Below are 13,349 nucleotides of genomic sequence, written 5' to 3'. Positions count from 1 at the left end.
GCGCAACGTAACACCCGCGGGGGAGGGGCCGCGCGGCGGCGAGCGCGTGAGTTGACAGCCCTTACTAGCCGGTAACAGACTGTGCGGCGGGATGACCTGTTACTGCAGGTAACACGCTTCGGGAAGGGCCTGCCATGGCGGAGTTCGCATTCGACCTCAACGACGACCAGAAGGTCGTCCGCGACTGGATCCACGGGTTCGCAGCCGACGTGATCCGTCCGGCGGCCGCCGAATGGGACGAACGGGAGGAGACCCCCTGGCCCATCATCCAGGAGGCGGCCAAGATAGGCCTCTACTCCCTCGACTTCTACGCCCAGCAGTTCTTCGACCCCACAGGCCTCGGCATCCCCATGACCATGGAGGAGCTGTTCTGGGGCGACGCCGGCATCGCCCTGTCCATCGTCGGCACCGGCCTGGCCGCCGTCGGCGTCCTCGCCAACGGCACCGAGGAACAGATCGGCACCTGGGTCCCGCAGATGTACGGCGACGCCGACGACGTCAAGGTCGCCGCCTTCTGCTCCTCCGAGCCCGACGCCGGCTCCGACGTCGCCTCCATGCGCACCCGCGCCGTCTACGACGAGGCCAAGGACGAATGGGTGCTCAACGGCACCAAGACCTGGGCCACCAACGGCGGCATCGCGAACGTCCACGTCGTCGTCGCCGTCGTCGACCCCGAACTCGGATCCAAGGGCCACGCCTCCTTCATCGTCCCGCCGAACACCCCCGGTCTCTCCCAGGGCCAGAAGTTCCTCAAGCACGGCATCCGCGCCTCCCACACCGCCGAAGTCGTCCTCGAGGACGTCCGCGTCCCCGGCTCCTGCCTCCTCGGCGGCAAGGAGAAGCTCGACGAGCGCCTCGCCCGCGCCCGCGAACGCGCCCGCAAGGGTGGGGAGAGGTTGAAGAACGCCGCCATGGCCACCTTCGAGGCCTCCCGCCCCGCCGTCGGCGCCATGGCCGTCGGCACCGCCCGTGCCGCCTACGAGGTGGCCCTCGACTACGCCCGGACCCGCGAGCAGTTCGGCCGTCCCATCATCGACAACCAGGGCGTCGCCTTCCAGCTCGCCGACATGCGCACCCAGATCGACGCCGCCCGCCTCCTGGTCTGGCGCGCCTCCTGGATGGCCGCCGCCGGCAAGCCCTTCGAGTCCGCCGAAGGCTCCATGTCCAAGCTGTACGCCAGCGAGATCGCCAAGTCCGTCACCGGCCAGGCCATCCAGATCCTCGGCGGCAACGGCTACACCCGCGAATACCCCGTCGAGCGCATGCACCGCGACAGCGCGATCTACACCATCTTCGAAGGCACCAGCGAGATCCAGCGCCTGGTCATCTCCCGCACGGTCTCCGGCGTCCCCGTCCGCTGACCCGCCCCCGTCACACCGGCGCCGTACGCTGCCGGTATGACGCCGCCCCGCGCCGGCCGGGACACACCCGGCCGGGGACACGGCCGCCCGCCGCTGACACCCGCTCAGCGCCGGGCGGTCACCGCAGCCGACCCGGCCACCGGCGAGATCCGCGCGAGCGCCGCCGTCACGGCGCGCCTCACCGCGCTCGGCCTCGCCCGCCGCCACGGCACCCGCGGCGCCCACTACCTCACCCCCGCCGGACGCACCCTCCGCGACGGCCTGCTCCGCACCACCGCGGACCCCGACCGCCACCCGGGCACACCGTCCTCCGGCTTCACCCCCGCCACCGGTGACGGCCCGCCGCACGGCGGAGCCCGTCACCCCGAGGCCGCCACCCGCGCCTGGCACTCCCTCCTGGAGATCCGCCGCCTCACCGGCACCCCCGGCACCCCCGCCGACTGGGAACGCGCCCGCCCCGTCCACGCCGTCGCCCTCACCCTCGAAGCCGCCGGCCTCCCGCCCGCCGCACTGGACGACACCGGACGGTGCACCGGCAGCGGCTACCGCGTCACCGCCCGCCACGCCGACCCCGGCACCGTGCGCGTCGCCTGGCACACCGCCGACGACGACCCCGACCGGCGGCGAGGCCGCGACGGTCTCGACGACTGCGCCCACCTCCTGTCCACCCACGGCTGGGAAGCCGACCGCTACACCGACACCCGCCGCCGCCCCTACCTCCTGGTCACCCCCGGACCCCGCCGCTGACAGACACCGCCCCGTTCCCTACATTGGCAACGGGCGCCGCGAAGACCGTGCTTGTGGAAAAGTGAACACCGCGACACGGCGGGCAGAACACCAAGGTGGACCGCTGCGGCGTTCGTGGACGGAGAGCGAGACCATGCGAAGCACACACGGCACCAGAACCGGCCCCGCCGGCACCGCCCGGCCCACCCATGCCACCACCCCGGCCGGACCGGCCGTGGCCCGCATGGTCCTCGGGAGCCGGCTGCGCGAACTGCGCGAAGCCCAGTACGTCTCCCGGCAGGAGGCCGCCGAGGCGATCCGCAGCACCGACACCCGCCTCGCCGGGATCGAACTCGGCCGCACCGGCTGCCGGCTCCGCGACGTCGCCGACCTGCTGACCATCTTCAGCGTCGACGACGACGCCGAGCGCGCCGTGCTCCTCGGCCTCGCCGAACAGGCCAACCGGCCCGGCTGGTGGGACGACTACCGCGACGTCGTCCCCGACTGGCTGGAGACCTACCTGGGCCTCGAACAGGCCGCCTCCGTCATCCGCGCCTACGAACCCCAGTTCGTGCCCGGGCTGCTCCAGACACCCGAGTACGCCCGCGCACTCTTCGCCCTCGGCCACCCCGGCACCAGCACCTCAGAGCGCGAACGCCGCGTCCGGCTGCGCACCCGCCGCCAGGACGTCCTGCACCGCACCCACCCCCCGCACCTGTGGGCCGTGGTCGACGAGGCAGCCCTCCGCCGCCCGGTCGGCGGCCCCGCCACCCTGCGGGCCCAGCTGCACCATCTGGCCGCAGCCAGCCGTCTGCCGCACGTCACCGTCCAGGTATTGCCCCTGCACACCGGCGGGCTCGTGACCGGCGGCGGCGCCGTCAGCCTCCTCCGGCTCCCCGAAAGCGGCCTGCCCGACGTGGCCTACCTCGAACAGCTCCGCAGTGCCCGCTACCCCGAGGACCGCGAGGAAGTCGAGTTCTACCGGCACCTGATCGACCGGCTCGTCACTCTCGCCGAACCGGCCGCCCGGACCCCGGCCCTCCTGCACGAGCTGATTCACGACTGCTGCCCCGACCCCGACGGTGCCGCCTGACACCTCGTCAACGTGTGTACAGTTCGTCGATCTCCTTCGCGTACCCCTCCGCCACGGCCTGCCGACGGACTTTCAGCGACGGAGTGAGCATGCCGTCGGCCTCGGTGAACTCGCCGTCCACGACCACGAAACGCCGGATCGACTCCGCCCGCGAGACCGCCTCGTTGGCGTAGTCCACCGCGCGCTGCACGTCCGCCAGCAGCTCGGGGTCTTCCCGCAGCCGGGCACGCGGTGTGTCCGCCGGTCGCCTGCGCACCGCCAGCCAGTGCCGTACCGCCTCCTCCTCCAGCGTCACCAGCGCCGCCACATAGGGCCGGTCGTCGCCCACCACCATGCACTGTCCCACCGGTGGACGGCTCCGCAGCCGGTCCTCCAGCACGCTGGGGGAGACGTTCTTGCCACCGGAGGTGACCAGGATGTCCTTCTTCCGCCCGGTGATCGTCAGGAACCCCTCGTCGTCCAGCGCGCCCAGGTCACCGGTGGCGAACCAGCCGTCCGCCAGCACCTCCTCGGTCGCGGCCGCGTTCCGCCAGTAGGAGTCGAAGACGATCCCGCCGCGCACCAGTACCTCGCCGTCGTCCGCGACCCGTATCGCCGTGCCCGGCACCGGCCGCCCCACCGTTCCCGGCCGCGGCTCGAGCGGCGGTACCAGGGTCGCCGCGGCTGTCGTCTCCGTCAGCCCGTAACCCTCGTAGACCACGACGCCGGCGGCGAAGAAGAACAGGTTCAGCCGGCGGTCCAGGGGCGAGCCGCCGCTGATGGCGTACCGGAGCCGGCCGCCCAGCTCCTTGCGCACCCGCCGGTACACCAGCAGGTCGTACAGCGCCCACGCGGCGCGAACGCCCACCCCCGGCCCCGGGCCGGTACCGAGGAACCGCGCCAGCGCCGCCTCGCCGAACCGCACCGCCACCCGGTCCGCCCGGTCGAACGACGCCCCACGGCCCAGCTTCTCCGCGGTGGCCCGCCCGGTGTCGTGGATCTTCTCGAACAGGTACGGCACCCCCACCACGAACGTCGGCCGGAACTCCCGCAGCTCGGGCCGCAGTTCGTCCGGCTTGATGCTCGGGCAGTGTCCCACCTCGATGTGCGCCAGCAGGCAGGCGATCTGGATGGTGCGACCCAGGATGTGCGCCAGCGGCAGGAACAGCAGCGTCGACGCGGTCTGCCCGGTCACCGCACGGAAGACCGGATGCAGCAGTTCGACGGTGTTCGCGGCCTCCGCCAGGAGGTTGCCGTGGGTGAGCACGCAGCCCTTGGGGCGGCCGGTCGTCCCGGAGGTGTAGCACACCGTCGCCACCGACCGTGGTGACAGCGCCTCGCGGCGACGCTCCACCTCCCCGTCCTCCACCTCGCCGCCCAGCGCCCGCAGTTCGGCCAGCGCCCCACCGTCGATCTGCCACACCGCCGGCCGCCGCCCCGGCTCCGCGGCCGCCACCGTCCCGGCGTTCTCCTCCGTCTCCACCACGCACAACCGGACGTCGGAGTCCTCCAGGATCCAGGCCACCTGCTGCTCCGAGGACGTGGCGTACACCGGTACCGTGACCCCGCCCGCGGCCCAGATCGCGAAGTCCAGGACCTCCCACTCGTACCGGGTGCGCGACATCAGCGCCACCCGCCCACCCGGCTCCAGGCCGGCCGCGATCAGGCCCTTCGCCACCGACCGCACCTGCGCGGCGAACTCGGCGGCCGTGACCGGCACCCACCGCCCGTCCACCTTGCGCCGGAGCACCACCGCGTCCGGCACCTGCAGCGCGCCGGTGAAGGGGATGTCGGCGACACTGCCGGTCTCGGGCGGCTCCACGAGCGGCGCGCAGTGCGCCTCCCGCACCCTCCCCGCCTCCCGCACCAGCCGCACCGGCGCCCTGCCCGCCAGCTCCCGCTGACGCCCGGCCTGCCTCAACTCCTTGCGCACACCCATGAACCGGCTCCTCCGCGCGGGCCTCCTCGAACCTTACTCGGGGGTAAACTTACTCGCGGGTCACCTTATTGCAACCCCCTGTCTCGTGGCTGTGTTCGTGTGGGTGTCGTGTCCTCGGCTTTTGTGTGTGGGCGGTCGTGTGACCTGCCGCAGTGGACTGCGTGACGGGATGGATGCCGAATGCGGCCGCGGTCTGCCGTGAAGTGCTGGCCGTCGGCCACCGCATCTGGGACCCCGGGTCGTGGGGCGGGCCGAAGACCGAAGATGCCACCCGTTCCTGTAGTAGTCCGCTGACGTGGGGTGGTTCGGGTCGGGTGTGGAAGTGCGGGAGGTTGTCGGGTTGCTGAGTTTCCGTTGATCGCGTTAGGCGTTCCAGCCGAGGGAGGAGACGTGGCTGAATGCGTCGTAGTCGCTGCCGAGGCTGTGGATGACTTCGTCCCAGACCGCATCCAGGGCTTCGTCGTCGTCCGCGAGCCAGGCGTCGACGGCCGCGTTCCAGTGGCGTGGCCGAACGGTGAGCCGCCTGGTGGCGAGGTCGCGGCGGTGCCGGAGCTCGACAGCCGTCTGGTCGACGGGGTCGATTTCGATGCGGGTGCCGCCCCGGGAGGTGAGGCGGCGTTTGAGGTCGGCGGCGACGTTGTGGCGGCGCAGGTTCCAGTACGCGGCGTCCAGCCGCGCCCGGTTCGCCGTGCTGGGTGTGCGTTCCTCGGCCAGCCACGCGAACAGGGTGCGGGGTGTGACGGCGATTCCGGCGCGTTCCATCGCGGTGTAGCCGGCTGCGGAGTGGGTGAGGTAGCGCAGGCGTGCGGTGATACCGCGGTCGGTGTCGGCGCCGGAGTGGATGCCGGTGACCATGTTCTCGATCCCCGCACCCAGCGCGTCCGCTCCCCGCACACCGTGGGCGTTGTACTGGCCGAGGTTCATCCAGCGGCCGGCCATCACCGCCCCCCGGCAGCAGTGGTGGCGGTGTAGGTGACGGGAGCGCCGTCGCGGTCGGTCTTGACCTTCATCTCACCCAGCCCACGGCCCTCGCTCCACGTCTGCCGCCATTCCCCGCCGGCGAGGTGGAGTTCGTCGGTGCCCAGCGCGCTGACGACAGTGAGCCCGGCCTGGTGCGCCTTGTACGCACGCCCCCACAGGTTCGCGAACGCCTGGGAGCGGATGAGGTGCATCCAGTCCGGTCGGACGATCTCCCGGTTGTGCGAGGACTCGCCGAGGGTGGATACGAACTTGGAGTACATCGCTTTGACGTACGCCAAGGTGACGTCGTCGCCGGCCTCCAGCGCGTCGGCACGGGCGACGGCCAGGAGCTGCCGGAGGCTGTCGAGGAAGGTCTCCGTCGCGCTGGAGGTCCAGGACTCGTGGATGACCGGCGCCTGCATCAGCTGGTGCTTCGGGCCGGCCAGCCGCAGCAGCAGCCGCAGGGTCGGCTCGGTCACCCACACCGGCCCTTCCTCCTCCCGGTCGCCGATCGGGGAGGGCAGGTGCGCGTGCTCCCACGCCCCGGGGGTGATCAGGTGCACCCCGGCGCGCTTGCGGTCGTGCTCCCCGCCGACGGAATGGGTGAGCTTCCCGATCGGCAGCCACGTCTTCATCGCCGACAGATAGGCGGCGTTCACGTCCAGCGCGATCACCGCCAGCTCCCCGTCCGGGTGACGCCGGAAACCGGGGCGCCGCCAGGACGGACGCGCCTCCCAGATCAGATCCGGATCCGTCTTCGACGGCTTGCGCAGGATCTCCGGCAGTGCCGGATAAGCGGTGTACTCGTACCGCGCCTGCGCCCTGGTGCGGGCGAAGAGGCCCATCACGTCCGGGATCGCCCGCTTCACCAGCGCGGCTGACGCGGCGTCCGCGTCCCCGCCCGCCTTCGTCAGCTCCTGGTCCACGGCCGCCGCGATCGTCTCCCGCAATTCCGCGCGCACCTGGTCCGCCGAACTGGTCCGGCGCCGCGCCTGCTGCCGCGCGTGCCCGGCCCGCGCCTGGCGCGCCGCCGGACTCTCCGCCGGCGCCGCCTCCGCGCGGGGGACGGCCTTCGGCTGCACGACCGCGTCGGATCCCCGGGCGGAGGCGGGGTGGATCTGCGCCAGGCCCTCCAGGAGCCGCAGGTACTTCCCCCGCGAGGTGGAGGCCGGCATGCCGCCCGCCTCCCAGTTCGCCACGGTCTGCCGCCCCACCCCCACGGCCTTCGCGACCTGGTCCAGAGACAGCCCGGCCGCCTTCCGCAACCGCACCCGCTCGCCCGGGTCCTCGAACGCCGCCGCCAGCTGCACCTCCGCCAGCAGCGCCGCGACCCCGTCCCCTTCAACCTCACTGCTCATGTCACGATCGTACACCTGAGTAGACGTCAAATAGCTCGAACATAGCCTCTGAGTGGCGTTCGCGTGGGTGTGTGAGGCGGCCTCGCTCAGGTCGGCGAGCGCGGCACGGGATGGCGGTCGAGTGGTGCGGCAGGCATGAGCGGCGCGCCCATGCCGGTGCTCTGGTCGTGCCCGCCGGGGCGTGTCACGGTGGGGAAGGCCTTGGAGGCTGGGGAAAGGATGCCGGGATGAACTGCACGAACCGTGGGGCGACCGTGATTCAGGGCCCGTACGGGAGAGTGCCGTGCAACCAGTGCGGAGCGAATGGATGACGAACCAGGCGGCCCAGCACGGGATGAGCGTGAACTGCGCCCACTGCGGATGGGGCAGCGTCCCGGTCGGACCCGACGGCGGCTACGTGTGCCCGCAGTGCTTCCACACCGAGGAACCGCCCCCGGCCCTGCACCGCCGGGCGAAGCCGACCCCCGAGCGGCAGACGGCCACCGACGAAGGGCCGGACACTCCGGTGCTCGGGTCGTAGCTGCGTCGGCTCCGGGTTCGTTGACCGGGGGGTGCCTCTATGTCTTTCGTCAAGCGTTGGCGGTGGTGCGGGGTTGGTGGAAGGTGCCGTCTCGGAGCATGGCGAAGAGGACGCTGATGCGGTGGCGTGCGAGGCGGAGGAGGGCTTGGGTGTGGGTTTTGCCTCGGGCTCGGCAGCGGTCGTAGTAGGTGAGGGAGGCCGGGTCGCGCCATCGTCCTCACCCTCGCCACCACCATGGCGACCGCCCTCACCGGCCTCCTGACATGACCACCACGCGAAGAGCCGGTACGCAACGAACCGGCAACCGAGAAACGCGCTCCGCGCGCCACCGACGGCTACAGCCAGGACCGTCAGCCAGTGCGGCTGGAGCTGGGGTACGACGGCCTCCAACCTTCCACCGCCGGGCGAAGTCCTTCTCCCAGCCGCAGACGGCCGCCGGCGAAGGCCGGACATGCCGACGCACTCCTGGCCCCGGCTCTTGCTGCCGACAGTGGAAGTCGCTGCAGTTGCGCCGGCCGTGGCGGTGCCCATTCGGGTGTCAGCGGCTGCCGGCACCCTGGGGCTGGCCTTGTTCGCGAGTTGTGAAGTCGGTTGTCGACGGGGTTTCGGTTGTCGACGGGTTTGGGAGGCGCCCTGGTCCACGGTCGGGTGAGGTTCACGAGTTTGGGAGGCACCTGGGTGCTTGTCAGGGCAGCATCGAGTTGTTCCTGGTGAAAGGTCCTGGTCATGCCGCCGATGTCGAAGGTCAAGCTGTATGCGGCGATCCGGCGTGACCACCGTGGCGGCATGTCGATGCGGCAGTTGGAGCGAACGCACGGTGTGACGTGGCGGACGGTGCGGAAGGCGTTGGACTCGGCCTGGCCGGAGCCGCGGAAGAAGCTCCCGCCCCGGGAGACAGTTCTGGATCCGTTCAAGCCGGTGATTGACGCGATCCTGAGGGCGGATCTGGACGCGCCGCGCAAGCAGCGGCACACTGTTACCCGGATCTTCCACCGGCTGATCGAGGAGCATGCCGCAGACGTCTCCTACGGCATGGTCCGGCGCTACGTCGCCGTCCGGAAGCCGCAGATCCTGGTGGAGTCGGGGAGGGCGCCGCTGGAGGCGTTCATTCCGCAGACGCACCCGCCGGGCATGGAGGCCGAGGTCGACTTCGGGGACGTGACGGTGCGGCTGGCCGGCGAGCTGGTCATCTGCTACCTCTTCTCGCTCCGGCTGTCGTATTCGGGCAAGGCCGTCCACCGGGTGTTCGCCTCCTGCGGTCAGGAAGCGTTCGTCGAAGGTCACGTCCACGCGCTGCGGACACTGGGTGGCGTTCCCCGCAGCAAGGTGCGCTACGACAACCTCAAAGCGGCCGTGGCCCAGGTGCTGGGGCTGAAGCGGGCCCGGGTGGAGTCGGATCGCTGGATTGCCTTCAAGTCGCACTTCGGCATCGAGAGCTTCTACTGCCGGCCCGGCATCGAGGGCGCCCACGAGAAGGGCGGGGTCGAGGGGCAGATCGGCTACTTCCGACGCAACCACTTCGTCCCCGTCCCCGAGATCGACTCGCTCGCCGAGTTGAACGAGCTGGTCGAGGAGTGGGACCTGCAGGACGACGCCCGCCGCATCGGCGCTCGGCCGAAGACCGTGGGCGAGTACTTCGCGGACGAGCGGCCGTTGCTGATGCCGCTGCCCGACGACCCCTTCGAGACAGGCCGGATCTTCACACCGCGAGTCGACCGCTACAGCCAGATCCCGGTATGGGCCAACCGCTACTCGGTCCCGGTCCGCCTGATCGGCCGACGAGTACGCGTGGTCCTCCACGCCTCTCACCTGGTCGTCTACGACCAAACGTCGAAGTGGCCCGGTACGAGCGGCTCATCGCCAAAGACGGCTGCCGCCTTGAACTGGACCACTACCTCGAAGCCCTAGTCCGCAAGCCCGGCGCGTTCCCCGGGGCGACCGCGCTGGAGCAGGATCGTTCAGCGGGAAAGTTCACCCCGGTCCACGATGCCTGGTGGGCCCAGGCCAGCAAGGTCCACGCCGAGCGGGACGGCACCCGGGCCCTGATCGAGGTGCTGCTGCTGGGCCGCCACCCGCCCCACGAACACATCGTCGCGGGCCTGGCCGCCGCACTGCGGGCCGGCGCACTGACAGCGGACGCCGTCGCGCTGGAGGCCCGCAAAGCCGCCCAGGCCGAGCACGAACCCGCCACGACACCCCCGGTGCACCCCCGCGCCGGCAAGCCGGCGGCGACCGTGACCTCGTTGCACGAGTGGCGCCTGGCGCATCTTCCCCCGGACACCAGGCCCCTGCCATCGGTGACCGCGTACCACCAGCTGCTTCACCGTCGCCGCACCAGCGGCGGTGACCATCGTGAGGGAGAAGCCCAGTGACCCTGCCCCGCCAGCGAGGCTTGACCGAGCAGGCCGCCGACGCGGCCATCGACACCGCCTGCCGCATGCTGCGGCTCCCCTCGATCCGCGGCGTGTTCTCCGAGATCGCCGACCAGGCGGTCAAAGACCAGATGACCTACCGCGGTTTCCTCGCCGAACTCCTGATGGCCGAGTGCGACGACCGCGACCGCCGCCGCTCGGAACGGCGGATCAAGGCCGCCAGTTTCCCCAGGGAGAAGTCCCTGCGCGCCTTCAATTCCGACGCCAACCCCAACATCGACCCGGCCACCGTCCCCACCCTGGCCAGCTGCGACTGGATCAAGAAAGGCCAGCCCCCTCTGCCTGATCGGAGACTCCGGCACCGGCAAGTCCCACATGATCATCGCGCTGGGCACCGAGGCCGCGATGAAGGGCTACCGGGTGCGCTACACCCTCGCCACGAAGCTGGTGAACGAATTGGTCGAGGCCGCTGACGAGAAGCAGTTGAACAAGACCATCGCACGCTACGGCAGCGTCGACCTACTCTGCTTCGACGAACTCGGCTACGTGGAACTCGACCGCCATGGCGCCGAACTCCTCTTCCAGGTCCTGACCGAACGCGAGGAGAAGAACAGCGTCGCCATCGCCTCCAACGAGTCCTTCGGCGGCTGGACCAAGACCTTCACCGACCCCCGCCTCTGCGCGGCCATCGTCGACCGCCTCACCTTCAACGGCACCATCATCGAAACCGGCACCGACTCCTGCCGCCTCGCCACCACCCGCGCACGCGCCGAGGAACCAGCCAAGGCCGGCTAGCCGGTGACGGCCCCAGGACCTGTGGTTTCCCGTTGGCTGAGCTTCTCCACAACTCGGTCGCGGAGGAGCTCGTACTCTGCGCGCAGCCAGACGAACGTCGGTGGCCGGGGGATGACAATGCCCCCGGTCACGACCTCCTCTGGCCTGAACTGTTCGCGTGTGAGGTCGACCTCGATGCCCATCCCCAAGCGGTTCCACCAGTGGTAGTCCGTGCGCTCCCCGTTCACCATCACCTCGCCTCGGATCAGCTCGCCGCTGAGTAGGTCGTTGAGCACCATCGCAGTCACACCGCACTGATCCCGCGCCGGATTTTCGGGAGACCAGTGAGGTCGGAACCCAGGCGTGGTCGTGTCAGCACCCCAGCTGCTGCGAACGGCCCGTTCGATGTCGGTGAGAAGCAACGGTGTCATGCCCGCATCCTCCCAGCGAGTACTGACAGCCGATCGTGACCGAGGGGCATGCTCGGACAGCGCTGCCTTCAAAACTGCTGAACATTTGCGACCTCACTGGTCACCGGCTGCCTCCTTGGCTCATCAACAAAAGCTGTCGGTGAACGTGAACGAAGCCACTGGGGCAGTGATCACTATGGACCTTGCGTGAGGTATTTGGTCGAGGGCATTCAAGGGAGCTCGATCTCTCTGGACCCGTACGCGTTCCGGCGTAGACGGGATACCCACAACCATGTCTTCTTCGGACAAGTTCCTGTCCGTGCCTACAAGCACGGCAACCGCTGGCAGTTCGTCGAACGCTCCACCACGCCGCACGGACGGCTCACTGCCTTGCCGTGGGACCCCGAGGACCTCATCGCCGCAGACCTGCCCGCTGCTCCCCGTACGGAGACATACCAGCGCTCCCGCCTCGCGTGGCGCCGGCAGGTGTGCGGGGGCATGCAGTACGCCGCTCACATGGAAGGCCGCGACCGCGGATGCGCGTGCAGTCCACCCTCGTCCTACTGCTCCCGTCCGGGCACGGTCCTCCCTGGGGGGATCTGGAACCGTGGGGGTCCGCCGCTCGCACGAGCGGGTGTCCGTGGCTTTGGGGAACGGGTAGGGAGAATCGACATGAGCTCTTTCGATGTGCTGTTGGACGACGAGCGCACCCAGCTTGCCGCGTTCGTCGAGGAGTACCGGGGTGCCCTCGAGACGACCCTTGAGGGGCTTACCGAGGAGCAGGCCCGGCGTGGGCTCGTCCCGTCCTCGACGACGCTGCTTGGGCTGCTCAAGCACGTCACGTGGATGCAGCGGGTGTGGTTCGAGGAGTGTGTCGGTGGAACACCCCGCCGGGAGCTGGGCTTGGTAGCGAGCCCGGATGAGAGCTTCCAGCTCGCCGATGAGGATTCCGTCGCCTCCGTCACGGCTGCTCACCGGGACGCCTGTGCGCGAGCCCGGCAGACGGTCACCGGCCTGTCGCTGAAGTCCGTTGTGACCGGTCACCAGGCCGGGCCGCGCACCCTGCGCTGGGTGTACTTGCAGGTCCTGCGCGAGCTGGCCCACCACTGCGGTCACGCCGACATCCTGCGGGAGCAGCTTCTTGCCGCTGACTGAACTGATGCTTCATACGCATTGCCCCGGGGGTTTGAGCTTGATCCGCTTTGACGGACATCCGAGATCCATATCGCCGACTTCGCCAGATACAGGTTCTCCTACGACGCGCTAGCCTCGATCTTGCGTGAGGGTCCCGGCGGGACTTCTTCGATCGTGATCGGCGAGCCGCCCACGACCGGAACAGTCGACCCCCATGGCTCGGCAGGTCGGCCGCTCTACCAGCCGGTTGGGCAGGCCGGAACGGCTGTGAGGAAAGGACGCCATACGAGCAGTCGTATCGTGCGTGCTGCGTGCACGCTCGCCGCATCCGGAGCACTCGCCCTCGCTCTTGCGCCCGTGGCCCCGGCTGCCCCGGCGGAGGGCGCGGCGACGGTCACCGTCTTAGACCGTGTCCTATGTGGTGAGGCGGGCGAGTCGTTTGTAGCAGCAGAGGGCGGCGGCGAGGCCGAGGAAGGCCAGGTAGTTCCGGGGATGTCGCTCGTAGCGGTGGTTGAGGCGGCGATAGCCGGTCAGCCAGGACATGGTGCGTTCGATGACCCATCGTCGGCGGCCGAGGCGTTCGCTGGAGTCGATGCCCTTGCGGGCGATGCGAACGCCGATGCGGTTGCCGCGTACCCAACGCCGCAGTTCAGGGACGTCGTACGCCTTGTCTGCGTGCAGGCGCCGGGGCTTGAGATGGCGGCCGCGGTGAGGGGCGTGTCT

The 13,349-nt window shown here is 70.2% G+C and carries 10 protein-coding genes and 3 pseudogenes; 7 read left to right on the top strand and 6 right to left on the bottom strand.

The genetic code is table 11. From position 1 onward, the window contains the following. The first annotated feature begins 134 nt into the window (after positions 1-134). The 3 genes from K304_RS0116830 (at position 135) to K304_RS29450 (ending at position 3,180) form a co-directional block, all read left to right on the top strand. Positions 135-1,361: an acyl-CoA dehydrogenase family protein gene (locus tag K304_RS0116830; RefSeq protein WP_027764717.1), complete on the top strand. Its 1,227-nt coding sequence runs from the start codon at positions 135-137 to the stop codon at positions 1,359-1,361. Between the two features lie 36 nt (positions 1,362-1,397). Beyond that, a complete protein-coding gene (locus K304_RS0116825) occupies positions 1,398-2,108 on the top strand; it encodes a hypothetical protein (RefSeq protein ID WP_051308537.1) in 711 nt (236 codons plus the stop codon). Positions 2,109-2,241: 133 nt separating this feature from the next. Then, complete coding sequence (locus K304_RS29450) at positions 2,242-3,180, top strand: Scr1 family TA system antitoxin-like transcriptional regulator (protein WP_078529241.1); 939 nt, start codon at positions 2,242-2,244, stop codon at positions 3,178-3,180. Between the two features lie 7 nt (positions 3,181-3,187). Here K304_RS29450 and K304_RS0116815 read toward each other — a convergent pair whose 3' ends face one another. From K304_RS0116815 to K304_RS29445, 3 genes are all read right to left on the bottom strand, one after another. After that, on the bottom strand, positions 3,188-5,098 hold the full coding sequence (locus K304_RS0116815) for an AMP-binding protein (protein WP_027764715.1): 1,911 nt from the start codon (positions 5,096-5,098) through the stop codon (positions 3,188-3,190). A 363-nt stretch (positions 5,099-5,461) separates the two neighbouring features. Further along, the gene (locus K304_RS0116810; protein WP_027764714.1) at positions 5,462-6,037 is read right to left on the bottom strand and encodes a hypothetical protein; all 576 of its coding nucleotides are present in this window, start codon (positions 6,035-6,037) and stop codon (positions 5,462-5,464) included. Then, positions 6,037-7,416, bottom strand: a complete 1,380-nt coding sequence (locus K304_RS29445) for a helix-turn-helix domain-containing protein (RefSeq protein WP_051308536.1) — start codon at positions 7,414-7,416, stop codon at positions 6,037-6,039. Before K304_RS29445 ends, K304_RS0116810 begins: the two co-directional genes overlap by 1 nt. Positions 7,417-7,723: 307 nt before the next feature. On the opposite strand from K304_RS29445, the gene K304_RS0116800 reads away from it, so the two are divergent. Then, positions 7,724-7,936, top strand: coding sequence for a hypothetical protein (locus K304_RS0116800; protein ID WP_027764713.1), 213 nt, complete (start codon positions 7,724-7,726; stop codon positions 7,934-7,936). A gap of 49 nt (positions 7,937-7,985) precedes the next feature. Here K304_RS0116800 and K304_RS32960 read toward each other — a convergent pair. Continuing rightward, positions 7,986-8,141: pseudogene (locus tag K304_RS32960) on the bottom strand (IS110 family transposase); the annotation flags it as partial. Between the two features lie 530 nt (positions 8,142-8,671). On the opposite strand from K304_RS32960, the pseudogene istA reads away from it, so the two are divergent. Both istA and istB read left to right on the top strand, forming a co-directional pair. After that, a pseudogene (gene istA / locus K304_RS29440) lies at positions 8,672-10,308 on the top strand (IS21 family transposase). Further along, positions 10,305-11,103: pseudogene (gene istB / locus K304_RS29435) on the top strand (IS21-like element helper ATPase IstB). Before istA ends, istB begins: the two co-directional pseudogenes overlap by 4 nt. On the opposite strand, the gene K304_RS0116785 reads toward istB, so the two are convergent. Next, the gene (locus K304_RS0116785; RefSeq protein WP_027764712.1) at positions 11,100-11,513 is read right to left on the bottom strand and encodes a YunG family protein; all 414 of its coding nucleotides are present in this window, start codon (positions 11,511-11,513) and stop codon (positions 11,100-11,102) included. The pseudogene istB and the gene K304_RS0116785 overlap by 4 nt on opposite strands. Positions 11,514-12,164: 651 nt before the next feature. Here K304_RS0116785 and K304_RS0116780 point away from each other — a divergent pair. Continuing rightward, on the top strand, positions 12,165-12,647 hold the full coding sequence (locus K304_RS0116780; protein WP_027764711.1) for a DinB family protein: 483 nt from the start codon (positions 12,165-12,167) through the stop codon (positions 12,645-12,647). Between the two features lie 393 nt (positions 12,648-13,040). Here the strand turns inward: K304_RS0116780 and K304_RS0116775 are convergent. Continuing rightward, positions 13,041-13,349 (bottom strand): transposase (locus tag K304_RS0116775; protein WP_027764710.1); only part of this gene is annotated, 309 nt, incomplete at its 5' end.

Source organism: Streptomyces sp. CNS606 (assembly GCF_000426325.1).
This window is presented reverse-complemented; position numbering and strand designations above follow the sequence as displayed.